The following is a 23,234-nucleotide window of genomic DNA, read 5'->3' on the forward strand; positions in this document are numbered from 1 at the left end:
CAAACCAAGCATGAGAGAATGGGTTCAGAAATTGCAGACTCCGGCCGAGGACCAAAGGTCGGAGGTCTGGAAGAAGTTTTCGGTCCCATTTTTGCTCTTAGCGATCGGAATTCCGTGGATTCTCTATTTCCTGATCGAGCCACAGTTTGTAATGTCTTCCGATCATCTTTCCAAATATATTTTAGGGGAATCGATCCGGATCAATCATTTCGTTTCCGATCGACTAGTGTATCCCGCGATCAAATTGGATCCTACACTCAAATTTAGTTCATTAGATTATTTGCATGTAGGTGATCGTATCGTTTCTCCTTTTCCAATCGGATTAGGAGCGGTTTATGCCGTTTTGTTGGAGATCGGCGGATTGCAATTAGTATACACCGTAGCTGCTTGTTTTGTCTCGATTTCCATTTTGCTCCTGAATCTGTTTTTCGGAGTGTCTGGCGGCTGGTTGATCGCAATTTCTCTCTGTACTTCATTTGTGACCAACGGATTTCTTTTTGCGGATGTAGGCTTAGCCAATCTTTTGGTGCTATTTGGAATTGGGTTATTGGTTTTTCAAGAAGAGCAAAAGAAAGACCTAGGTGGAAGAGTCTTGTTCTTGGCCGGAGCGATTTGCGGCTTTGCGATCTGGTTTCGGATCGAATCTCTTATTTTTGTTTCCTTGTTTATTTTCTTTTGGCTTGGTTCCGATATCTTGCGAAATGGAATCCGGAACCTGCTTGTTTCGAATCGAAATTTGTTTTTGTACGGTTATCTGGTTTCTGTATGTTTGTTCTTCGTGCAGAATGCATTTTTATATAATTCCGCACTTGGACCTAGGTATACTTACAATGCAGAAGGAATTTCATCGAACCCTTTGGATAAGCTCACTACGTATTTAGTGATTCTATTCGGAGGTAACCTCAGACTTGGATTCTTCGGATACACTCCGGCGTTTCTGCTTGGTTTGGTTTTCTATCTTGTATCTGGTTTTTTTTCGAGACCGGAAAAAAGAAACGAGGTCCTTCGTTCTGGAATTTCTGGGAAGATCTCTTTCGGAATCGCGGGTATAGTCGCTATCGTTCCGATTACCTTTCTTTCTCCGAATGATAGCAATATAGATTTTGGAAGTCGTTATCTGCATCTCTGCATTGTTCCTTATTCCTTACTTTTGATCCTGGTACTCAAGAAAATTCAATCCGATAAAGCCAGAATCGCCGTGATAGGTCTGCTGATTCTGTTGTCCATTTACTCGGTGTGGAATACCCGAAAAGTAGTTCGAAAAGTGCTCGGCTTCAGCTCTTCGATGAAGTTGGATCAGGAATTCGTGCTTTCAATTCCTTCGAACTTGATGGTATTTCAAAACAAGATGCTTGCATCCGTACTGGGAAAGAAATACTTTCAGTATCCTATAATGGTAGGTCTAAGTAAATTAGAGCTATTAGAGATCATTCAAGTGGTCAAAAATCATCGTTTGGAAAGTGTCACCTATACGATCAATTCTACATCAGAGGTTAAGTCCCTGAGAGAATTTCAGTCTAGAGATCCGAAGTTTGCGCAGAATCTAGTCGGGTCCGGATTATTGCCTGCTATGGACGGAAAAGAATTTTTATCAGGATTGGGAAAAGAATACAAATTGGACAAGGAGATACACAATCAAAGGATCTCCAGTTATCGTTTTGTGAGAAGCAATTGAACGACAAAAAATCATGGATCTGATATAGTTATGCTGCGACAAAATGTTAGAAGTTTAGAATATATTAATTTGATAAAAATATTATCAGACTGAGTGCGATGCATTGTATTCGGTGAGGATCATAAATGGCCGTGAAAGTTAGAAAATCAGAAAAAAAGACCGCAAAGAAAAAAACTTCAGTCTCTTCCAAAGTGAAAGATAAGAAAGGCTCGAACCAAAACTTTCAAGAAATAGAAAGCAGATTTACCGCTTTGAAAAAAGTCGAAGCCTGGGGAATGAATCACTATTCGATGAGCCATGTTTTTTTCCCGGAATCCGAATCCGACTTTGCGGGACTCTTCCGATATGCGAATGCCTCGAAGACAAAAATCACTTTTAGAGGCGGCGGATGTAGCTATGGGGACGCGGCAACCAACCAAAGGGGCTTGGTCGCAGACATTACAAAATACAATAAGATTTTATTTTTCGATCCAAAGAGCGGGGTTTTGACGGCAGAATCAGGTGTCACGATCAAACAACTCTGGGAATTCGGAATCGAAAAAGGGTTCTGGCCTCCCGTCGTAAGTGGCACTATGTTCCCGACCCTGGGTGGCGCTCTTTCGATGAATATTCACGGAAAGAATAATTTTGCTGTGGGACCAATCGGCGATCACATACTTGAATTCTCCTTTATGACTCCCGATTGCAAAGTGCATATTTGTAGTCCCAAGAAAAACCAGGACTTGTTTTATTCGGCGATTTCCGGATTCGGAATGTTAGGCGCATTTTTGACTGTAACCATTAAGCTGAAGAAAATCTATTCAGGAAAGATGAAGGTTTGGCCGGTAAATACTAATAACCTGCAAGAGATGTACGATTATTTTGAAAAAGAGTACAAACATTCGGATTATCTTGTAGGCTGGGTGGATGCATTTGCCTCCGGAAAACAGATCGGAAGGGGACAGATCCACAAGGCTCTCCATCTCCAAAAAGGGGAAGATAAGGATTTTCCGGAGAATTGTAAATTAGAAAAACAGAATTTACCTTCCACCTTCCTAGGAATTGTTCCTAAATCTTGGATGTGGCTGTTCATGGTTCCGTTTAGCAATAATTTTGGGATGAGGCTAGTCAACTTTGCGAAATGGATTTCCGGATTCCTCGGGAATAATAAGCCGTACCTGCAAGGACATGCAGAATACGCTTTCTTGCTAGATTACGTACCGAACTGGAAATATATGTATAAGCCTGGCGCTATGATCCAGTACCAAAGTTTTATCCCGAAAGAAAACGCGGTAAAGGCTTTCGAGGAGATTTTCAGCGTCTGTCAGAAAAGAGGAATCGTGACTTGGCTCGCAGTATTTAAAAAACATAAGCCTGATCCTTTTTTACTGACTCATGCTTTGGACGGCTATTCGATGGCGATGGACTTTCCTGTAACTAAAAGGAACAGACAAAAGCTCTGGTCCCTGGCCAAGGAAATGGACGAGATCGTGCTTAAGAGCGGAGGTAAATTCTACTTCGCAAAAGACAGTACCCTCAGGCCAGAAATTTTAGAAAGAGCATTTCCTAAAAAAAGTTTAGAGAAATTTAAAGCATTAAAGAGAAAGTATGATCCCAAGAGTATACTTGAATCCGACCTTTATAGGAGAGTTTTCGGTTCTTAATTCTAGGAAAAGAAGGGTATTATGAAAATCTCGAGATCGATCCTAGAGATTTGCTTTTCAGTCTATATTTGGATTTTATTAATTATTGATCCGTATCAGCCCTATTTGGTGTTTGATGCTTCGGGTTTTACTCTTACTTTCTTTTCTATCTTTTGTGTTGTGTATAGAAAGAAGATCGGTGGATTTTCCCAGCTAACTTTCTTGATAGCCTGCCTTTCGATGATGTTATACGCAAATGCGTATGGCATGATCCACTTGCCCGAATCGGGCGTGCCGAATCAAAAGGCATACCTAAAACTTGCGTACCTTTTCTTCTTTTCCTATTTTCTTTGGGAAGCACGCAAGGGAAGATCTAGAACTTATCTCGCAGCGATCGCAATTCTTTCGAGCCTTCACTTACTAATTTCTTGGCTCTATATAGTTGATACTCTTCGATCACTTCCGCTATTTCTATTTCTACTACTTGTATTAAGTGAAGAGTTGGACTGGGTTCGTGAGTTCTTTTCTTCTTGGGTTTTCTTGCCTGCGATCAGCCTTGTACTTTCTTTTTGCTTTTCTTTTCAGACGGATAAAAGTGCTACGACGTCCCTTTATTTTGCTACAGGAATTTTGGCGTACTTATTCGGCGACAGACTAAGAAGAAAGCAGGAGCAGTTTACAAGTATTCTATTAGTATTTTATACTTTTTTCTTATCTAGTGTACTCGCTCTGGCGTTCTCTCAGATGAGGTTTCAAGAAGATAAATTTGCTTTTCCAACGAGTATCGGCAGTTTTCAAGTGAACACAATTGCACTTATCTCCGCGATGCATTTTCCTTTTCTAGTTCTATTGTTTTTGGATTCCAGAAAAATTAATAGGAAACTGTTTTACTTCATTCTGGGAATTTCTTCTCTTTTCGTTTTATACATAACTCATTCCAGGGCTTCTCTTCTGAGTATTTTTATCGCCGGAGCAATATTTGTAACTCCTTGGAAGAATAATCCGGTGTTACTTTTGCTTTTAGGGAAAAATGCAGAAAAAAGAATTTTGCTTTGGGCACCGTTTGCGTTGTATATCGGACTTACGATATTAGGGGTCGTTTTCCTTTTGCTGATCGTAGGAGGGGAGCAGTTTACTTCGACTCAGACACTCATAGCAAGATTTCATATCTGGAAATTCTTAGTAGAACGAGTTTTTTCCTTTTCTTTCTGGACTGGCTTCGGTCCTGGGAATGATTTTGCGAGCGTGACTCTTCCTTTGGAGAATCTTTCTAAAGAAACGATTCAGCAAATTGCAGGTTACATGAGTTACGCAAAGAGCCCGCCTAATGCGCATAGTACTCCCATTCAGGTGTTTTATAATTTTGGAATGCTCGGGCTGGTGTCACTGAGTCTATTTTGGGCCAGATCTTTTTACCGATTTATAAAGTATCCTTCCAATGCAAGGACATTGGTGGGGAGTCTCGGAATTATTACCTCTTTAGTGATCTTTTTGATCAAGGATACTATTGACTATACAATAGACTATGCATGCATCTTTTATACCGCACTGTTATTTTTGGGTCTATTGGAAAAGAGTGATGTTCCCCTTAGCGAAGATCAAAAGTTAGAAATTGCTCCAAAGAATCGAGGAAAGCAAGTCACCGCGATGCTGTTATTTTCGGCGAGTTTAGTTTTTTCTCTGATATTTTCCCTAAATGGTCGCTCGAATGACAAGGCAGAGCAAATTTACAAAATCGATATACAATCGGATAATTACGGAAATCTAATATTTAAAAACGCGGGATATTTGGACGATCGGAAATTTCTGGACTTTCAAAACCAATCATCCAAATTTAGATTTCTTCCTAGAACAGCAGAGTTTTCCTTTTTTTCCGGTGAGTTAAAGAGAATGCGTTCAAAGTCCAATAAGAATCAATTAGAAGAAAGCCAAGCGAGACAAGATTTGGAAGAATGTGTCAAGCGCGATCGGACTCATGTAGCTTGCAGATTTGGATTGGCCGAGTTATATTCTCGATCGGGAGATGAAAGGGCGGAAGGGCTGCTAAAAGAGGCGAAATCCATGGATCCTTTTTCTCTCTACCGACCTTCCGAACAATTGCCTTAGCTTTAGGTCTGCGCTCAGGGCTTTTTTGCGGAAAATTCTAGATTCTCCAATAGATAAGCATCCGTACTAGTAAGTCCTTTATTCCGAAATACAAAGGACCGGGAAGGAATAGATTTACCGGTTCTTGGTCGATCCTTAGGTAGAACTAAAGTGAACCTATTCCATCCTAATCGATGAATACCGGATAAAAGTGTGTCCCAATTTTCTAGATTAGAAATATAGAATATATTTTTCCTGGGAAAAAAAGAACTTCCGGTAATCAGAACTTCCTGGCTGACTATGATTAGGTTCTGTTCTGAAAATTTTTCTATAACCTGAATCTCTTTTTTTACGGATTTCTTGAACTTGAGGTATAAGAAGTCATAAGTTAGCGTGCCTGTTAAGGATACGATGCAGAGAACAACGGCCATCCTTTTGTAAAAGATTCCTTTGGTTTCCCAAAGTATTTGCAAGCTTGCGATCGAATACAGCAACAGAATCGGACTAATCGTCTGCAAGAATCTCGGACCGAATAAAATTCCCTGGTAAAAATTCGTAGAAGTAAAAAAGGAAAGTACAACGATAAAGATCCCGCTCGCAATGAGTACTTCGAGATGGGCAGAGTTTCGGTTTTTGCGAATCCAAAATGGAAGCAGGCAAAGTATCGGAAGCGAAAGGACTAACCCGAAAGACCCATTTCGATAAAAAAGAAATTCAAAAAGGTAAAGAAAGTGAGAAGCCAAATCGTAAGTTTCCGAGCTTGCAGATTGAAGGTACCATCTGGAGCCGAATATGCTTCCCACTATTTTCCAGTTGAGAAAGAATTGGAGTCCGACCATGCAGGAAAACGTCGAGAAGGATGCGAATGTGCTTCTCCGAATTTTTTTTTCAAAAATGAGAGAGAAAAGCAACAGTGCAAAGTAAAATAGAATAAGTTCTTGTCGAAAGAAAGAGGCCCCACCGAAGGAAAACCCAGAGAGAGATTGTGAAAGGTAAGACTTGTCTTTCAAATGAAAGTAGAGTCCGAGCAGTATGAAAGAAATCGAAATTACTATTTCGAACAGGTCCGTTGCAAATAGAGAAAAAGGAGTTCCGAATATTAGTAAAATTAAATATACGATCCTGAATTTGTCTGTCAAGCGAACCGAGTCGCAAAGAGAATCGAGCACAAACAGGCAGGCTATTCCGAATAGAAGAGAAGTAAGGAAGCTGCCAAATTTTCCGAAGAGCAGAACCAAAGGAGCCTGGAGAAGTGAGTAGTAAAAAGGGAAAATATAGAAACACTTGCCTTGGTAAGCATGAGCCATTGCTCCGCCCTGTTCGATCGTGTAAGGCATGTATTGAAAATTCGGATCGAAACTCAGCCCCGGATAGACGCAAGAGAATGTTTCGAAATTCTGGGAGATTAGATCGTCTACCTGCTGGTATTTGATCGCTCCATCTCCTAAACTAATTCCACCTTGGTATTGGAATCCTAAAAATAGAAAGAGAAAGATCGTGCCCAATCCTACCCATCGGATTCTTTGATTGATTTTTTCCGAAAAAGAATCAGCCAAAGCACGAAACATTCAGGAAGGGTCTCCTGTACGTCGCAATGGTCAAGGAGAATCTACGACGATTCCATTCTGGATTATGGATGACAATTGTAGAAGTTTTAGAAAGTTGGAAGCGTGAAATTTGAAGAGATTCTCCGGCCAATATTAAAAGCAAGCTCGTTCTTACGTCCCGTTGCACTGCCGTTCGGGTGCTTACTTCTGCTTTATGTAGTCCTTGCAAATTCTTGGGTGGGAGAAGATTCGTACATTACTCTAAGAACCGTAGACAATTTTTTGAACGGAAATGGTCTACGCTGGAACTTGCACGAAAGAGTGCAGGCCTATACTCATCCTCTTTGGATGTTCCTGATTTCCGGATTCGGTTTTTTTCACATCCCGCTCTATTACTCCACTCTTATCGCTTCCTGGATTTGCGTCTTTGGAGCGATTTGGTTTTTAATAAAAGAGCAAGCGAATTTACGCATCGAAGAATTCGACCAAAAAGTAAGTTCAGCATTCCTACTGTTATTTTTAGTAGGTTCCAGAGCGTTCATCGATTATTCCACTTCTGGTTTGGAGAATCCTCTCAGCTATTTGCTCCTAGCCTTGCTCGTAAGGGAAGGGAATCGGACGGTTTCAGATGCGAGCCCAATCCAACTCATGCGCTTTTTTTTCGTGATATCAATGGCCTACCTGAATCGGCAGGATACGGTCTTGTTCGCTGTACCTTATTTTCTGTACATCCTTTACAAGAATGCAAACAGGCAGTTTCTACCTAGATTGCTGTGGACAGGATTCTTGGGAGGATTGCCGATTTTTCTTTGGACCGCTTTTTCTCTCCTCTATTACGGATATCCGGTGCCTAACACTGCATATGCGAAGTTGAATACGGATATTTCTTCCCTGGACTTGCTTTTCCAGGGACTGCAATATCTAAAAAATACTCTTCTTTGGGATCCGGTAACTGCGATCGGGATTGTTTTGCCTTTGGGACTGCATTTCTGGGAAAAAAGGAAATTCGATCCTCAATTTACCTTACCGTTTATAGGAGCGATTTCTTACGTAATCTATACCGCGAAGATAGGTGGTGACTTTATGTCCGGCCGTTTTTTGGCGGCACCATTTTTTGTTTCTGTGCTGATTTTGTCCAGGTATCAGTACAAACAATTTCCCTATATTGTAGGTTTGCTTTTTTTAATATTCGGTCTTTTCAATCCTAGATCCAATTTGTATACCACACCTGATTATCGTAGGCACAGGTATGACGGGCATATCGTGGATGAAAAAGGCAGTTATATCCAAAATTCGAATTTCTTTCGATCGCTTTCCGTAAAAGAATTTCCGGACCATGGATGGGCGGAGATCGGAAGAAAATACAAGAAAGATATATCTCTTGCGACTTCCAAGTCAAACACCTGCATTACTTTGAATGTAGGATACTTCGGCTTCTTTTCCGGTTCAGACAAAAGGATCATCGACATTTATGCGTTAACAGATCCGCTCCTGAGCAAATTACCCACGAGCAAACCTTGGAGGATCGGACACTTTGGTAGAAATATTCCGGAAGGATATTTTGAATCTGTAAAATCCGGAGAAAATAAGATCCAAGACCCAGATCTGAAAGAATATTATGAAAAATTGAAGAAAATTACAGAATCGGAAGATCTGTTAGCAAAGGATCGCCTACTTGCGATCTGGCGGGAAAACCTGGGAGAGAACCGAAAACTGGTAGATTCTTACGCAGGTAAATTGGATCCGAATTGGAAAATCGTACCGAAGGGTACCGGATGTGGTCTCGGGCCAGGTTTTTAAGAGATTTCAATTTTTCTAATCCTTAGTACGTAGTAAAACCAGCTCATTCGGAACGAAACCTCTGTAGATTCTTCTAATTTCCTTGATCCGGAAAACACCCAATTCATCCTAGTGGATATGGATATGAGTCCGGTCCGGAATTTTTGGACCGAAGCGCAGTGGAAGGAATGGTTTGCAAAGGGAGAGTTACTTCCTTTTTTCCAACCCATCCTTTCAGTAGAAACTGATTCCATTTATGGCTACGAAGCATTAGGCAGGTTCAAAGACTTTGAAGGCAGAATTCATAGTTTGGGATCCTTCTTTGTGTCGGAACTTCCATCTCACTCCACTCAGGATGAGAGAAAATCTTTCCGAGAATTCAAACGAATCGTAGATAGGGAAATCCGGCGCAAAGCTCTGGAGATGATGGCGAATAGCACCGTCGTAGGCGCAGACACAAAGATTTTCCTAAATATTTCTCCGTCTTTCATGATGGATTACCTCGAGTATTTCGCACACGAAGAACCTTTTACATTGAGATCCGCAAAAGAACTCGGGCTCAATCAGAATAGGGTGGTGATCGAAATCGTAGAGGAACATTTTTCCGGTGAGATCGACCAATTGAAGCCACTCATCAATTTGTACAAGCAAGAGGGATTTATTATCGCAATTGACGATCTGGGCGCGGGCTCCTCCAATTTGGACAGAATCGGTGCCTTTCATCCCGGAATCATAAAAGTGGATCTTAGATTGATTCGAAGTTCTGTTTCCTCTAGAAATCACCAAGAAATCCTTTTCACTCTTTCTAGAATGGCAGAAAGCCTAGGATGCCATTTACTATTCGAAGGAATTGAAACCGAAACCGAGCTTTACAATGCCTTAAGCTACGGAGCAAGATACTTGCAGGGATTCTATTTTGCGGAACCTTCCTTTTATCTTAGCGACAAATCCAAATTGAACGTCCGATTTTCTCAGCTCCATGAGCTTTTCTTTAATTATAAAAAATACCAGGTACTTCGTCGGATTCGCAAAGAAAAGGAATTGGAGGATCGATTAGAATCTTCCGGAATCGAGGTTTGGGGAGAAGGGGATAGAACAAAGGTCACAGTTCGAAATCCTCAACTGCTACGAGAATCCGTGGTTCGAATCTATACTACAAACACAGAAGGTCGCCAGCTCTGTCCAAATTACACGAGTTTGGCGAATGGCGAGTTTGACGAAGATCCTTCATTCATAGGAAGAAACTGGTGTTGGAGACCGTACTTCCTGGACCAATTCTATAAAAACGAAAAGGATCCGTCCGGAAATTGGATCGGAAGTACTCCATATTTCGATTTGGAGAGTCGCACTCTTCTAATTACTTACTCAAAGAAGTTATCTTCTCAACACGTACTGTTCGTAGATGTAAAGATGTGGGATTATCCGGAGTGAGGAAAGATGATTTACGAAGTCTTAATTCCGGCATCTCCAAGTAAACGAGTCACATTGTCCATGTAACGCTTTTTCTCTCCAGGTCTAGAAGAGTTTCCTTCTAAAGACAATCCGATATACAGATTATTGTCCGCGTCCTTTGCTACGGATCGTATCACCCCGTACGCAGTCAAAGGTGCTTGCAGTTTAAAGAAAATATCGAAAGTAAATCCGATTCGCTTCGGTAATTCTGTCATCAATTCCGGATGATTAATTTTGATTCTTAACCCGCCGGTGGAAAGATCCAGAACCGGAAATCTTTCTTTTACTAACATAGTGTTCGATTCTCGAATTCGATCCACCATTTCAAACGTAAGAGTCTTGATTTCCATTACTTCGGTCATATCGATTTCTCTAGTGCGGGTTTGCGCGTGCACATACCCGATCGGAATCGCTTGCTCGTCGTGGTTGACATAGATGATCGGAACGATCAGCTCTGATTTGATTTTTTGGTTCGCGTATTCTACGATCTTGCGACGTACATCTTCCTCGTCTCCACCAATTTCATGAAAGTAATCGATATAGCCATCTTTGTCTGGAGGATTGTAACTCGTAGGTTTTTGTGTATTAGGAATATATAATATTTTTCCGGTCTTTTTCACGAGGTCGAATTTATCACCGATGCTACGGAAAATATCTACCTTGAGAAGATCGAATTTTGGCTTTAGCTTGGTTTCGTAGTCGGCAAAGTTTACTTTTACTGAGGTAGGGATATTGAAGGAGTTCGCATCAATAGTAGTACGGCTCGTCCGAAGATTGGTGATCCAAACGCTTCCGTCCGGAGGTTTGATTCTGGGGAATTTGCGGTCCTTGCTCGCGATAGATACGGATTCTACGCTCAAAATGTACTGCATGTTTCCCTTTTCTTCTAGGACCTTGCATTCCAATTCTACGTACCGAGCGAGAAGCTTGTACAAAACAACTGTTGTGTGAAGCGTCCACAAGTCCGGTTTATGGGCTTGGACTAGGATTTTTTTAGCGTCATTGCTGACGGAAAGTAGTTCGACTGAATCATTAAATTCAGTGTCTCGGATCAAAAGTTCCGTTTTGACTAGGAATTTGCCGATGATATGTAATTTTTTTTGAGGTTCGGAAATGATCTCTCGGTCTCTTTTTTTTCTTTCGACCTTTTCCATTAATTTCCCGGCAGGCGGGGGTGGAAATTCTCTTGATTCCATTCTTTGGCTTCGTTTTGATGTAATAGGTAAGGTACACTAATGTCAAATCAATCTTACCGCGACTCTCAATTTTTAGACGGCCTATCCGGCGAAGAACTCTTCAAAATGCAAATCGGGCTTACTTACCGGGACTTTTTGGTCCTGCCCGGTTTTATCGACTTTCACCCATCCGAAGTAGATTTAGAAACAAGGCTTACGAAGAAAATTCGACTCAAAAGACCCTTTGTAAGTTCCCCTATGGACACAGTCACTGAATCAGCGATGGCGATTGCCCAGGCGCTGATGGGTGGAATCGGAATTATTCATTATAATAATACGATTGAGCAACAGGTTTCAGAAGTTACGAAAGTAAAGCGCTTTGAGAACGGTTTCATTACCGATCCAGTGGTTTTGGGTCCTAAACACACAATCCGAGATCTGGATCGAATTAAAGAAACCCAGGGCTTTACCGGGATTCCGATTACACAGGATGGTACACGAAATTCCAAACTTATCGGAATTGTGACAAACAGGGACATAGATTTCGAAAGAGATCGTGAGATTCCGATCGAGAAAGTGATGACGACCGAAGTAATTACCGGAAAGGCCGGAATCACTTTGAAGGAAGCGAACGATATCATTAAAAGAGAAAAGATCGGAAAGCTTCCGATCGTGGATGGCTCCGGAAAGCTAGTATCTCTTGTGAGTAGATCCGACCTGAAAAAGAACAAAGATTTTCCAGATTCCTCTAAGGATGAAAACAAGCGGCTTAGATGTGGTGCTGCGGTTTCCACTTTGCCAGAGTCTAGAGATAGAGTGGCGGCCTTGTACGAGGCCGGCGCGGATGTAATCATCATCGATTCTGCTCAGGGAAATTCTCTCTATCAAATCGAGATGCTCCAGTTTATTAAGAAGAACTTCCCGAACTTGGAAGCAATCGGCGGGAACGTAGTGACCCGCGCACAGGCGGAGAATTTGATCAAGGCTGGAGCAGACGGTCTTAGAATCGGAATGGGCCCAGGCTCTATTTGTATTACTCAGGATACTATGGCAGTAGGTAGAGCCCAGGCGACTGCGGTTTACCAAACGTCCCAACACGCGGCAAAATACGATGTTCCCGTGATTGCAGATGGAGGAATTTCCAATATAGGCGATATCGCGAATGCCTTGGCAATCGGGGCTTCCGCCTGTATGATGGGCTTTATGTTTGCGGGAACCTCCGAAGCCCCGGGCGAGTATTTTTATGAAAATGGAATTCGTCTTAAAAAGTATAGGGGAATGGCCAGCATAGAGGCGATGATGGCCGGAGGGGACAAAAGATACTTTAATGAGGGGCAAAAGGTAAAAGTCGCTCAGGGAGTAAGCGGTTCCGTCGTAGACAGGGGATCTATCCTGAATTTTATTCCCTATTTAACTCAGGGACTTAGATTATCTTTTCAGGACATGGGATACAAAACAATTCACGAGCTACATACTGCGCTAAAGGAAGGAGTACTTCGATTCGAAAGACGGAGTGAATCCGCACAGGCTCAGGGTTCGGTGCATAGCTTGTATTCTTACAGCGCCCCTAGTTTGAGAGGGGAATAAATAAATACGGGAGCAGTTTCCGAATTTCGGAAATTTCTCCCAAAAGAACGAGGTCTTAGGGTTTGATTCGATTCCGTCCAAAATCGGGAGTGATCGCTAGTGTACTTCTGCTCGCCGTACTGATTTTAAGTACGGATCATGCAAGTTATGCGCAAGCCCCTGAGAAAGCGAGAGTCGCCCAAGAGCTGGTGGCAAGATTGGACCAAGCTCTTTTGCGCGTGGACGGCCTAGTCAAGGCCAATCTAATTTTAATTAAAAGATCGGGTGATTCCTGGAATTGGGAAGTAAGCGTGTTCCGAAAGGGAGAGGATTCTTTGTCTCTCTTTGAGAGCAAAGGAAGAGGCCTAGAATACAAGCTTCTGTTTAAGGAAGACGGAGAATTAATTTACGCGTTCAATGCACTCTCTAGGAAAATTTTCAGAAAAACGGATGAGGAAAAGTACGAATCCCATTTGAACACTGGATTCAGCTATGTAGACATAGCGAACAGTTCCTACCAGGCGAATTATAATCCGATCGTTCAGAGTGATTTGGAAATCTCAGGGAAAAAAATGAAAAGGGTGGCGATGCGCCCCATCGTTCCGTATTTTTACTCAAAGTTGATTCTTCTTTTGGACGCCGAAAGTCTTAAGCCGATCCGTTTGGATTTCCACGATAAGGACGGGGTTCTTTACAAAACCTTAAACATCAAGTACGGGCCGGTAAAAGTAAAGTCCAAGCATAAGTCCGTCCAAGAGGAAATGGCGAATCGCCTAGAGATGCTCGACCTACAAACAGGTTCTATTTCGGTTTTAGAATATACAGAAGTAGACAAGGACGTAAAACCAGATCCTTCTCTCTTTGAGTTGGACAATCTAAACAGACTTTAATTCACTATGTCTGAAAATCCTACGGTCTTTTTTCGAGTGGGCAGTGTCCCGGAGCAGAAACTGCGTTTGGACCCTGAAGAGATTTCCCATCTAAAGGCCCTTCGAGTTTTTGCAGAAGATAAAGTAGTGCAACTCAAGGATGGCAGGGGATCCGTTTCTACGTATCAAATTCCCGCCGGAAAAAAAGAGGGAGATCTAGTTCAAACCGCAAGAATTGAACCTTCTAAGCAGACATTTCAGCTGGCCTCTGCGGTTCCGAAGGGAAACAGACTGGAATGGCTGATACAAAAAGGAACAGAGTTAGGGATCACTCATTTTATTTTTTTGGTATTTGGACACTCCGATAGAAAGGAAGTCAATCCGGATCGGTTGCTTCGTGTCGCTGCAGAGGCTTGCTCGCAATCCCATCGGGATTTTTTGCCGGAAATTATTGGACCGATCCAGTTTATCAAGTTTGTGGAATCTTTTAGTAAACCGTCGAAAGAACTTTTACTCTTAAATCCTGAGGGAAAAATTTCCGCAAATCCGGAGCTGCTACAGGGCAGAACAGTGATCGTAGGTCCTGAAGGCGGATTTAGGAAAGAAGAATTAGAACTTTGTAATGTTAAGAATATTCCGAACGTAAATGCAGGAAGCTCGATACTCCGCATAGAAACAGCGGGTCTCTATGCGGCTTCCTTATTTCGCTTGGGACAATTGGAAGAGTAAGTTATCTATACTGCAATAAGTGTTGCAGTTGCCGATGCAGGTATTCAATTGGACTACGTTGTCCGGTGTGACAGTGCTTCCCCAAAGATTCTGACAATTGTGACTGCAAGTCGCAAGGCTACCGCCGACGCAATTTGCGAGGTAACCCAGAATTGCTTTTTCCTCTAGATTTTTATTTCCTCCGTTGCAGGAGGCAAAAAGTATTAAGAAGAGAAAGACGAATAGCCGCGAAACAAACGACATCATAGTGTTAGACTTTTTCCGAGATAAAGATCGGTAAACTAAAAAACATTTTACGAACATTGTCCATTGGATTTCAATAGAGCTAGACCGGGGTATAGAGTGTGAAGGTTAACGGCAGGGAAATATTATTAGGAAACTTGTCCTCTCCAAGCGTAAATTCTTTATTAGAAAGTTTGCATCTAAAACCTGAGATGGTTGCATTGCAAAGGAACGGAGAAATTCTAAAAAGAAATTCCTGGCAAGAAGTGGTTCTGGAAGAAGGGGATAGAATCGAAATTTTAAAAATGGTGGGCGGTGGTTGACCGTCTATTTCTGATCAACAATTACAGATGCAAAGACCAAGGTTCAATTTTTGGAAGTGTCCCGGAATTTATCCGATTCTGGATTTGGCTACTTGCGAAAAATCTCGACTGGATCCGATCGAGCTTGTCTCCGAATGGTCCAAATATAGAAATCTGATTCCTTTTTACCAAATTAGGGTGAAGAATCGCAGCACGGAAGTAGTGCGTCAGCTTTTCGAATCTTTGCGGTCCAAGTTCCCTGAATTCCCAATTTTGTTAAACGACTATTGGAAAGAAGCGATCGAATGGGATGCGTTCGGTGCTCATGTCGGTCTAGAAGATTATCAATCTCTCTCTTCGAAAGAAAAGGAAATCCTAAAAAATAGCGGTCTATTCTTAGGTACCTCTTCTCATTCCTGGAAGGATTTGCAGAATCTAAGCGAATCAGATTGGGACTATACCGGATTTGGACCAATCTTTGCAACTGCCTCCAAGGAAAATCCGCATCCACCCTTGGGCGTTTCGGTTTTGTCCAAAATAAAAGAATGGAATCGATTGCCGGTCGTACTGATTGGCGGGATAGACAATTCGAACCTACGACAGGTTTTATCTCTTGGAGATTACTTAATCGCTATGATTTCAGGCGCCTGCGATCTGGGGAAATTTCACGAATCGGTTCGAATCTTAGAATCCAAAGACTGATCGGACGGAATCTTGAAAAGGACGAATACTCTTGGAATTCGGACCAAACTTTCAATTGACTCGATTATTATGTCCAGCAGGATGCACCTTATGAAACAACCCGGGGAAATCCAACACTTTTCCGCCAAGGATGATCGGGACTATCTTCTCGATTACCAATCTATAAATATAGATACCCTGGACAAAACGGAAATCCTTGGTGTGCCTTTTGATAACGCGAGCCTGGACGAGGCCGTTGCAAAAATTTATCGACTGATGGAAGACAAAGAGCACTTCCATCATGTTTTACTTTTGGATCCGATCAAAACCATGGCGATCCGCAAAGGGAAGAAATTGAATCGGATCGCGCAGAAAGCAAGTCTGATTTTTGCGGAAGGTGCCGGTCTTCAATGGGCGGCCAGAAGATTGGGCGGAGAGCTGAAAGAAAGGATTCCTACCATCGCGCTGATGATGGACTTAGTTCGACTTTGCGAACTTAGAAATTACTCTATATTTTTATTGGGTGGAAAAGAAGACGTTATCGAAAAGGTATATTTCAATCTGTCCAGACATTTTCCGGGTGTAAGGATTGTAGGTCGTCATGCGGGCTACATGAATACTCAGAGAGAGTTGCTCGTAAAAGAATCGATACGTAAGACCAGTCCGAATATTATATTTCTTGCAATGGATTTTCCAGAACAAGAGGTCTGGATCGAGAACAATACCGCATTTTTTGGCCACGCAGTCGTGATTGGCGTGGCGGGAGCCATGGACATTCTTTCTGGAAAAGTAAGAAAGGCTCCGAACTATTTTAAACTAAAGGGCCTTACTTGGTTTTGGAGAATCGTGGTCAGACCTTGGAGGCTTGTCCGCATGTTTAGAATGTTCGGATTCTTTACCTTTGTTTGGATTAAATCTCTTTTCAGGAAAAAGAAGAAATAGTTCCAACGTATCCGATTATTTTCTGATCATATCCTTGATGGAATCCAAAGTCGGAGAAACCCAATCTTCCAATAACGGATCTTGCTTGAGAGATTCTCTCTTGAATAACAGGTCCTTGTTCGAGAGTGGAATTTCGCTCGTGTCTCCGATTTTTCTCGCGGTCTCTATCGCTTTCCAATAGTGCTTGAGAGCCTCAGCGGTATAGTTCTCTGCTTGCTGCGGACTCGCTTTCTTTGCGAGTACTTCGTAAGCTGCCCCAATATTGTTATAAGCAGCGGTCAAAGTTTGGTAGACTTCTTGGTGATACGGATCATCCGGTTTTGGTTGGCCCATATCCGGGAGTTTCTCTTCTAGATCGTCTTTTACTCTCAAGAAATATCCTAGAGCAGTCTTGACCTGCTTTGTATAAAAGAATGCGTTCCCTTTGCCCATCAATAGAGTTTCGTTATAGTATTCGTCTCTATCTTCGAATCCTGTCCAGTCTCCCAATGCCGTCTCGAAGTTGGAATCCATGTATTCAACCCAACCTCTGTAGAACTTCATTTCTCTTAACAAAGAGTTTGGCAAAGGTCTTCTCCAGTCTCGGATCAACTTGTAATTCGATTCCTCTGCATCCACTTTCTTGAATTCCGCCAGGGAATTTCTCAGCTCGTTTCGACGATTTCGATTCGTTTCCTCTTCCTTGAGTGCAGAAAGACTCTTTCCATCTTCTACACCTCCTCTGGCGCGGAACGGATATATTTTCCTTCCTGGAAATTCTTTGATCGATTCTTTGTCGGTCAACCCCGCGGAGAGCAGATATCTGATTTTGCCTTGGTCGAAATAAATCCTAGCAGGATTTCCTTCGAAAAGTGTTTCGTCTTCGTCTTTGGATCCGAACCAACGAAGTGACTTTTGATATCTGGATTCTGCTTCTTTTAACAGATCTCTAGCTTCTTCGAAATTTCCGACACGAATGGAGTGCTCCGCTAACTCGAGAACTGCCAACCAGTGCTTCTTGTCTAGTGTAGCTGCTTTTTCAAAAAATCTGCGAGCTTGGGAGTTTTCTTTTAATCCTAGATAATAATGGCCCCTTTGATAATAGCCTTCTGCGTATTCTCTGCCTTCTACTTCTCGGCCGGTCATAGAATCCGTCTCACTCTTTCGATAAATCGTATCTAATAAGCGAAGTGCATTTTCCTCGATTTCTATCCCGGATACTTGGTCTGTAGGGTTGATATTAAAGCGTATCCTGACATCCTCTGGATCTATGTCCGAATAAAATGAGGCGAGCTTGGACAAGGTATAAAAAGGAAGATCCGATTCCATATCCAAATTGCTATTGAGCAATCTGTGATGGTTGAGCACGAATTGAGGGTCACCACTTTCCTTCCACATCTCGATATAAGTAGAAATGAGTCCAGATTGGCCCAAAATACTTCCTGGATTTATCTCCACGATTCGATTGTAAAACGAAGCAGCCTTTCCAAACTCTCTTCTGTTGTAATAGATTTTTGCGATCCCGGCGGTAGCCTTTTCGTCATAAGGACTTTCGCCGTCGGTGAATACTTTTCTATAATAATCGATCGCAAGAGAATCGTTTTTGTACCTGGCTTGTTTTCCTTCACTAGGCTCTGCAAATTCAGGAACAATCTGAGAATGGAACCAGCCTAAGCTTCGATAAGTGCGGTTGTCATGGATCCTTTCGCGCAATCGCATGACCAAATAGGCTCCTGCAGAAACGACTTTTCGTGGATTCTTTTCTTGGTCTACGAGTACCTTGATTCCTTCAACGCCTTGGTTTCGATCTGAAAGAAGAATTAATTTCTTATCGCTCCAAGATTCTCCCTGCGGAAGTCTCACTAAAGGAACAGATTCCCTTTTTGTCCAAGAATCCAAGGAAGACCCGAATCCCAAATCTGGCTCAATTCTTCCGAATAGTTTCTCGAATGACTTTTCGTATTCTGCGGCACGACTGTATTCTACACCGTACAAATTTAGATATTTTAAATTGTGAGGAAGAATTTCCTCTCCTCTCGCAAACTTTTCTTCTATAGTAGCTAAAAGTAAGTTTCTATCTTTTTCGGTCAAAACGCCTTCAAATTTTTTAGCGCCTAGTTCCCGTATATACTCTAAACCTTCGTCGTAATACCGAGCGGCTTGGTGAGGCTTGTACCATTTTTCGTAAAATAGAAACCCTCCGACCGTAAATAGAAAGATCGCCGCTGCACCGATGAAGGTCCTTTGTAATCTTCTCCTTCTTTCTAAAAGTCCTTCTTTTGTGTAGATCGGATCCGTAGATAGAATCGGTACTCCGTCCTTAGAATACCGTCCTGTCTGATCCGAAATTGCGATCGTAGTCCCGAGCGCGGAGGATAAAAAGGCTGCTACATCTTCGGGAGCACTTTCTACTTTAATTAATTCTAATAAATCTCTTTGACCTTTTTTGGTTAAACGATCCTGTACGATCGATTCTATAACAGCTCTGCGAAGTAGGGGAGGATACTTTAAGATCTCTCTCTGTATGATTGCGAGTTCTTCGTCTGTGAGGGCCTTGTCTATTTCGTCTTTCTCTTCTCCACCTAAGGATCTGAGGTCGGCTTCAAAAGACCCTCCTCCTAGATCCTCTCCTCCCATGTCTGATTCGCTTTCCAGATCTGGAGAGAAACTGGTAAAGTCGCTGGATTCAGGAACTCCTTCTCCCAAATCCATGTCTGAGACCCCAGCAGGTTCAGAGGAAAAATCAGCAAATGGATCCGTTTCCGTGACTGGAGTTGCACTTGATAATTCCGCAAAAGGATCCTGTCCCCCGGATACCGGAGCAAAATCCGCAAATGGGTCCCCGCCTGCCGGAGGAGAAGCAGCAAATGTTTCTTCCTCTTCAAATGATTTGCTAGGAGCGCTTGGCGGGCCAGTTTCAAAATCCAGGTCTCCGAAATCCGGTTCCCCACTAGGACTCGGTTCGGAGCCGAACATATCTCCCAGATCTTCGGAAGGAGGTGCTTCTTCTGGTGATCCAAAACTCGCAAACGGATCTGCTTCCGTTGCGCTTGGAGTTCCTAGATCAAAATCTTCGAATCCACCTCCGGTCGGAGCCGGCTCTGCAGTTTCTTCTCCCATTCCTGCGAAAGGATCTTCCGTGCTCGGTTCACTTGGTTCCGGAGTTCCAAAGTCAAAGTCTTCGAATCCACCTCCGGTCGGAGCCGGCTCTGCAGTTTCTTCTCCCATTCCCGCGAAAGGGTCTTCCGTGCTCGGTTCACTTGGTTCGGAAGTTCCAAAGTCAAAGTCTTCGAATCCACCTCCGGTCGGAGCCGGCTCTGCAGTTTCTTCTCCCATTCCGGCAAAAGCATCTTCTTCGGTTGCTTCGGCTGGCTCAGGCTCTGGAGTTCCAAAATCAAAATCTCCCATCGGAGGTGTAGCTTCTTTTTCTGCAAAAGGAGCCTCTTCCGTTTCAGCCGGCCTTGGTTCTGCTAATAATTCGTCTAAATCGATATCGTCGTCTTCAGGTATCACCTTAGGTTTAGGTTTTTCTAATGGAGCTTCCTCTTCAAAGTCCTCTTCTTCGGCTCCTTCGGGCGCTTCTTCTTCGTCACCAATAGAAATAGGCATTGTGTAACCCAATTTTTCCCGGAAGACAGGAAGCATTGGATTCAAAGTGTCCGAGCTTTCGGGGTTTGTCGAAAGCGGGTTCAGAATCGACTGGATTTGTTCCAGTTCTTTGGAAGAGTATTCTGGAGGTGAGGGCTCAGCCATAAAGTCCTATGGAATACTATCGGCTTCTGGCAAAAACTTCCAAGAATTTTTCCTTATGTCAGATGCTTTCAAATCAGCCGGAAATCCGCTTTGGAATTCCGAAGAAAGAATCGACAATGAACCCAGATGCTCAACTGGAAACGAACCAAGCTAACCATAGTTTTAGCGATTCTTCTCTCATTTACCCTAGCCGCAGAAGAAGCTGGTGACTGGATCGGAGGATTTAGCTCTACCGATTACGAGGAAGGGCAAGAAGATCTTCCCGAAGAAAATATCTATTATTTTTGGGAGCTGGAGAATCTGCCCAAGGCGATTTCTCCGCAATTTATCCGTTATTTGGATACCGGAACTTCCCTAAGAACAGGAAGGCTGATCAACCGAGGAATTTTATTTACTTACGAGGGGCTTACAAACGACGAAGTTGCGGTCTGCGCCGACTTTACCTACTGGCAATGCGTAGACCTGAGGAAGAACGACAAAGGTGTTTTTTACGGGGTATTGGATCTTCCGGCTCAAGGCTTGTACGAACCCAAAGAAGCCTATGAGTACAAATTCAAAGTAGACGGTTTGTTTACTCATGATCCGAAAAATCGAAATACTTACGAGGATGGAGAAGGCTCTCTCATTTCTAAAATCCAATTCCATGAAGGAAAGCCGAGCAAGCAATTGTCCACGAGAGTTTTAGAAGATTCTCCCTACGAGGAAAAGGAATTTAGAACCGTGGAGTTTAGAATGGTGGATGCAAATGCGGAAAGCATAAGCTTGGTCGGAGATTTTAATCATTGGGACCCGGAACTGGACTTTTTGGTAAAGGAAAAAAGGGGAGTGTTCCGGTTGGTCAAAAAATTGAAACCGGGAACTTATTATTATAATTTCGTGGTGGACGGAAAGGTCATCCCGGAACCGTTCAATCAAGACACTGTGCTTAGAGAAGAGACAGGCGAAATTTCTTCCACTTTACTTGTGCCAGAAAGATCCCACGTTTTAGAAAGAAAATAATTTCCTAAAAAATGCGCAGGGCCAGCCTAGGCTGCCTATAGTTTCCCTTTTCTCATTCGAGAACCAGCTTCTTTTTCCTTGACCGTCCAAGGGAATTCTCCAACCCTAAGGATTCCTTTCGTATGGAAAAGTTTCGATTCGGTGTGATTGCCGCCCTGGTCCTAATGGGTCTGGTAATTGTATATGCACTTTTAAAAAGCTGGTTGGTGTATGATCAAGGGATCGAAGTTTCTAAATCTGCATCCAAAAAAGTAGAAACCACTTATGTGGAACCGGATGATGATTTGTTGGAACATTCCTCAGTCGCTTGGGGAAAATATCTGTACTATCCGCTAAATCTAAACCGAGATCGCGAAAATTTCGGTGCCAGAAAGGTTTTGAACCACGCACAGAATTTGATCATTGTAAATTTGAGCACCGGCAGAATACGGACAGTATTCTCCAAAAGCGTCTACATTTGGGATTACTTTTACGGAGAGTCTTCCTCTCAAGAAATTTTGGATGAATCCGCTTCAGAATCGCATCCGGATGTTTTTCCTGGATTAAGGACCGGAAAACAGTTCATTATCATAGGAATGCCAGAGGATACGAATAAGGATGGATTCTTGAATCAAAAAGATTCTAAGAAAGTATTTGTATATGATCCAAGCACAGAAAATCTAGAACAGATTTTACCTAAGAAATTCTATTTGGAAAAAATCATGCCCGATTCACCTCAGGACCGTTTGGTGATGATCGTAAGAAGGGAAGAAGAACCTGAGGGTTCAAAGAAGAAACCCTTCTTACCCACAGTATTCATTTATGATACTGCGAATAGGAAGGGCAAGATGGTTCAACGACTCTAACTAAGATCAGTTAGATTTTTTTCATCCCTCTCTTGATTCTAACCACCTCTCCGCTTCGAGGGCGGCCATGCAGCCGGAGCCCGCGGCGGTAACTGCTTGGCGATAAATTCTATCCTGCACATCGCCTGCCGCGTATACTCCTTCTATATTTGTTCGAGTCGTTCCTGGAACTGTCTTAATATAACCTGTTTCGTCTAACTCTAGTTGTCCTACAAAAATATCTGTATTCGGTTTGTGTCCGATCGCATAGAACAACCCACCGACCGCGAGTTCTTTTTGGGAGTCGTTGTTTATGTTCTTAATCATTAAAGAGCTGAGTTGGTTTCCATTTCCTTTTGCCTCTTCTACAACAGTATTCCAAAGGATTTCAATTTTTGGATGAGTCTCTGCTCTGTTTGCCATGATCTTAGACGCTCTGAGTTGATCCCTTCTATGAATGAGATATACTTTTGTGGCAAATTTCGTTAAATGGGAAGCTTCCTCTACTGCGGAGTCTCCGCCTCCGATCACTGCGAGATCTTTGTTTCTATAAATTGGAAGAGCACCATCGCAAACCGCACAGGCAGAAATTCCCTTTTGCCAATACTGGTCTTCCCCGATCACATTCATCCTCTTTGCAGTGGCGCCGGTTGCAATAATGACCGCATCTGCTTCAATGATTTCGTCATCGGACCAGAGACGGAAAGGCCTTTTCGAAAAATCAACTTTCGTAATCGTTTGCGTATGGATGGTAGTTCCGTACTTGATGGATTGGGCTCGGAATAATTCCGTAAGCTTGGTACCGTCGATTCCCTCTGGAAAACCGGGAAAATTCTCTACATCGGTAGTTGTGGTCAGCTGACCTCCTGCCGCGATTCCACCTGCCATAAAACCTTCGTACATAACCGGTTTTAAATTTGCCCGGGCAGCATAAATTGCCGCGGTATGACCTGCGGGTCCGGAACCTATGATAACTAACTTGTGAGACATGAAATACCCTCGAATGACTTTAGAACGATTCTAAACCTAATCC

Annotated in this window: 18 protein-coding genes; 13 read left to right on the forward strand and 5 right to left on the reverse strand. The window is 42.7% G+C overall.

Translation table 11 applies throughout. The features are described 5' to 3' along the window. Nucleotides 1-10 precede the first annotated feature (10 nt). The 3 genes from CH373_RS09945 to CH373_RS09955 all read left to right on the forward strand — a co-directional run bounded on the left by CH373_RS09945 (nucleotide 11) and on the right by CH373_RS09955 (nucleotide 5,403). Nucleotides 11-1,675 carry an LA_3751/LA_3752 family putative glycosyltransferase gene (locus CH373_RS09945; protein WP_100713437.1) on the forward strand — a complete coding sequence of 555 codons (1,665 nt, stop codon included), beginning with the start codon at nucleotides 11-13 and terminating at the stop codon, nucleotides 1,673-1,675. Nucleotides 1,676-1,800: 125 nt separating this feature from the next. Then, nucleotides 1,801-3,318: an FAD-binding oxidoreductase gene (locus tag CH373_RS09950; RefSeq protein ID WP_100713438.1), complete on the forward strand. Its 1,518-nt coding sequence runs from the start codon at nucleotides 1,801-1,803 to the stop codon at nucleotides 3,316-3,318. Nucleotides 3,319-3,339: 21 nt separating this feature from the next. After that, nucleotides 3,340-5,403: an O-antigen ligase family protein gene (locus CH373_RS09955; protein WP_100713439.1), complete on the forward strand. Its 2,064-nt coding sequence runs from the start codon at nucleotides 3,340-3,342 to the stop codon at nucleotides 5,401-5,403. Nucleotides 5,404-5,417: 14 nt separating this feature from the next. Here the strand turns inward: CH373_RS09955 and CH373_RS09960 are convergent, their stop codons facing one another. Beyond that, complete coding sequence (locus CH373_RS09960; protein ID WP_100713440.1) at nucleotides 5,418-6,950, reverse strand: LA_3751/LA_3752 family putative glycosyltransferase; 1,533 nt, start codon at nucleotides 6,948-6,950, stop codon at nucleotides 5,418-5,420. Between the two features lie 102 nt (nucleotides 6,951-7,052). Here CH373_RS09960 and CH373_RS09965 point away from each other — a divergent pair, with 102 nt between their 5' ends. Together CH373_RS09965 and CH373_RS09970 are read left to right on the forward strand one after the other, a co-directional pair. Further along, nucleotides 7,053-8,729 carry a hypothetical protein gene (locus tag CH373_RS09965; RefSeq protein WP_100713441.1) on the forward strand — a complete coding sequence of 559 codons (1,677 nt, stop codon included), beginning with the start codon at nucleotides 7,053-7,055 and terminating at the stop codon, nucleotides 8,727-8,729. 123 nt (nucleotides 8,730-8,852) lie between these two features. Continuing rightward, nucleotides 8,853-10,139 carry an EAL domain-containing protein gene (locus CH373_RS09970; RefSeq protein ID WP_100713522.1) on the forward strand — a complete coding sequence of 429 codons (1,287 nt, stop codon included), beginning with the start codon at nucleotides 8,853-8,855 and terminating at the stop codon, nucleotides 10,137-10,139. Nucleotides 10,140-10,150: 11 nt separating this feature from the next. Here CH373_RS09970 and CH373_RS09975 read toward each other — a convergent pair whose 3' ends face one another. Continuing rightward, entirely contained in the window at nucleotides 10,151-11,314 is a 1,164-nt protein-coding gene (locus tag CH373_RS09975; RefSeq protein ID WP_100713523.1) for a DUF1577 domain-containing protein, read from the reverse strand. Between the two features lie 81 nt (nucleotides 11,315-11,395). Here CH373_RS09975 and guaB point away from each other — a divergent pair, with 81 nt between their 5' ends. From guaB to CH373_RS09990, 3 genes are all read left to right on the forward strand, one after another. After that, on the forward strand, nucleotides 11,396-12,922 hold the full coding sequence (guaB, locus tag CH373_RS09980) for an IMP dehydrogenase (protein WP_100713442.1): 1,527 nt from the start codon (nucleotides 11,396-11,398) through the stop codon (nucleotides 12,920-12,922). Between the two features lie 89 nt (nucleotides 12,923-13,011). Further along, a complete protein-coding gene (locus CH373_RS09985) occupies nucleotides 13,012-13,791 on the forward strand; it encodes an outer membrane lipoprotein-sorting protein (RefSeq protein ID WP_100713524.1) in 780 nt (259 codons plus the stop codon). Between the two features lie 6 nt (nucleotides 13,792-13,797). Beyond that, nucleotides 13,798-14,499 (forward strand): 16S rRNA (uracil(1498)-N(3))-methyltransferase, encoded by a 702-nt coding sequence (locus CH373_RS09990; protein WP_100713443.1) that lies wholly within the window; start codon nucleotides 13,798-13,800, stop codon nucleotides 14,497-14,499. Here the strand turns inward: CH373_RS09990 and CH373_RS09995 are convergent. Further along, nucleotides 14,470-14,745, reverse strand: coding sequence for a hypothetical protein (locus CH373_RS09995; protein WP_125169954.1), 276 nt, complete (start codon nucleotides 14,743-14,745; stop codon nucleotides 14,470-14,472). The genes CH373_RS09990 and CH373_RS09995 overlap by 30 nt on opposite strands. 98 nt (nucleotides 14,746-14,843) lie before the next feature. On the opposite strand from CH373_RS09995, the gene thiS reads away from it, so the two are divergent. The 3 genes from thiS (at nucleotide 14,844) to CH373_RS10010 (ending at nucleotide 16,646) form a co-directional block, all read left to right on the forward strand. Then, on the forward strand, nucleotides 14,844-15,044 hold the full coding sequence (gene thiS, locus CH373_RS10000; RefSeq protein WP_100713445.1) for a sulfur carrier protein ThiS: 201 nt from the start codon (nucleotides 14,844-14,846) through the stop codon (nucleotides 15,042-15,044). Nucleotides 15,045-15,071: 27 nt separating this feature from the next. After that, complete coding sequence (locus CH373_RS10005; protein WP_100713446.1) at nucleotides 15,072-15,725, forward strand: thiamine phosphate synthase; 654 nt, start codon at nucleotides 15,072-15,074, stop codon at nucleotides 15,723-15,725. Nucleotides 15,726-15,815: 90 nt separating this feature from the next. Beyond that, nucleotides 15,816-16,646, forward strand: a complete 831-nt coding sequence (locus tag CH373_RS10010) for a WecB/TagA/CpsF family glycosyltransferase (protein ID WP_100713447.1) — start codon at nucleotides 15,816-15,818, stop codon at nucleotides 16,644-16,646. Nucleotides 16,647-16,661: 15 nt separating this feature from the next. On the opposite strand, the gene CH373_RS10015 is transcribed toward CH373_RS10010, so the two are convergent. Next, the gene (locus tag CH373_RS10015; RefSeq protein ID WP_100734086.1) at nucleotides 16,662-20,378 is read right to left on the reverse strand and encodes a tetratricopeptide repeat protein; all 3,717 of its coding nucleotides are present in this window, start codon (nucleotides 20,376-20,378) and stop codon (nucleotides 16,662-16,664) included. A 126-nt stretch (nucleotides 20,379-20,504) separates the two neighbouring features. Here CH373_RS10015 and CH373_RS10020 point away from each other — a divergent pair, with 126 nt between their 5' ends. Further along, nucleotides 20,505-21,377 (forward strand): early set domain-containing protein, encoded by an 873-nt coding sequence (locus tag CH373_RS10020; protein ID WP_100713449.1) that lies wholly within the window; start codon nucleotides 20,505-20,507, stop codon nucleotides 21,375-21,377. 122 nt (nucleotides 21,378-21,499) lie between these two features. After that, nucleotides 21,500-22,222, forward strand: a complete 723-nt coding sequence (locus CH373_RS10025) for a hypothetical protein (RefSeq protein ID WP_100713450.1) — start codon at nucleotides 21,500-21,502, stop codon at nucleotides 22,220-22,222. Between the two features lie 21 nt (nucleotides 22,223-22,243). Here CH373_RS10025 and trxB read toward each other — a convergent pair whose 3' ends face one another. After that, nucleotides 22,244-23,191: a thioredoxin-disulfide reductase gene (gene trxB, locus CH373_RS10030; RefSeq protein WP_100713451.1), complete on the reverse strand. Its 948-nt coding sequence runs from the start codon at nucleotides 23,189-23,191 to the stop codon at nucleotides 22,244-22,246. Between the last annotated feature and the right edge of the window lie 43 nt (nucleotides 23,192-23,234).

Origin of the sequence: Leptospira perolatii, assembly GCF_002811875.1 — a bacterium.
Taxonomy (GTDB): Bacteria; Spirochaetota; Leptospiria; order Leptospirales; family Leptospiraceae; genus Leptospira_B; species Leptospira_B perolatii.

Coding starts and splice junctions, on each gene's coding strand:
- CH373_RS09945 (WP_100713437.1), top strand. CDS start 11: ATGAGAGAATGGGTTCAGAAATTGCAGACTCCGGCCGAGGACCAAAGG.
- CH373_RS09950 (WP_100713438.1), top strand. CDS start 1,801: ATGGCCGTGAAAGTTAGAAAATCAGAAAAAAAGACCGCAAAGAAAAAA.
- CH373_RS09955 (WP_100713439.1), top strand. CDS start 3,340: ATGAAAATCTCGAGATCGATCCTAGAGATTTGCTTTTCAGTCTATATT.
- CH373_RS09960 (WP_100713440.1), bottom strand. CDS start 6,950: ATGTTTCGTGCTTTGGCTGATTCTTTTTCGGAAAAAATCAATCAAAGA.
- CH373_RS09970 (WP_100713522.1), top strand. CDS start 8,853: ATGAGTCCGGTCCGGAATTTTTGGACCGAAGCGCAGTGGAAGGAATGG.
- CH373_RS09975 (WP_100713523.1), bottom strand. CDS start 11,314: ATGGAAAAGGTCGAAAGAAAAAAAAGAGACCGAGAGATCATTTCCGAA.
- guaB (WP_100713442.1), top strand. CDS start 11,396: ATGTCAAATCAATCTTACCGCGACTCTCAATTTTTAGACGGCCTATCC.
- CH373_RS09990 (WP_100713443.1), top strand. CDS start 13,798: ATGTCTGAAAATCCTACGGTCTTTTTTCGAGTGGGCAGTGTCCCGGAG.
- CH373_RS09995 (WP_125169954.1), bottom strand. CDS start 14,745: ATGATGTCGTTTGTTTCGCGGCTATTCGTCTTTCTCTTCTTAATACTT.
- CH373_RS10005 (WP_100713446.1), top strand. CDS start 15,072: ATGCAAAGACCAAGGTTCAATTTTTGGAAGTGTCCCGGAATTTATCCG.
- CH373_RS10010 (WP_100713447.1), top strand. CDS start 15,816: ATGAAACAACCCGGGGAAATCCAACACTTTTCCGCCAAGGATGATCGG.
- CH373_RS10015 (WP_100734086.1), bottom strand. CDS start 20,378: ATGGCTGAGCCCTCACCTCCAGAATACTCTTCCAAAGAACTGGAACAA.
- CH373_RS10020 (WP_100713449.1), top strand. CDS start 20,505: ATGCTCAACTGGAAACGAACCAAGCTAACCATAGTTTTAGCGATTCTT.
- CH373_RS10025 (WP_100713450.1), top strand. CDS start 21,500: ATGGAAAAGTTTCGATTCGGTGTGATTGCCGCCCTGGTCCTAATGGGT.
- trxB (WP_100713451.1), bottom strand. CDS start 23,191: ATGTCTCACAAGTTAGTTATCATAGGTTCCGGACCCGCAGGTCATACC.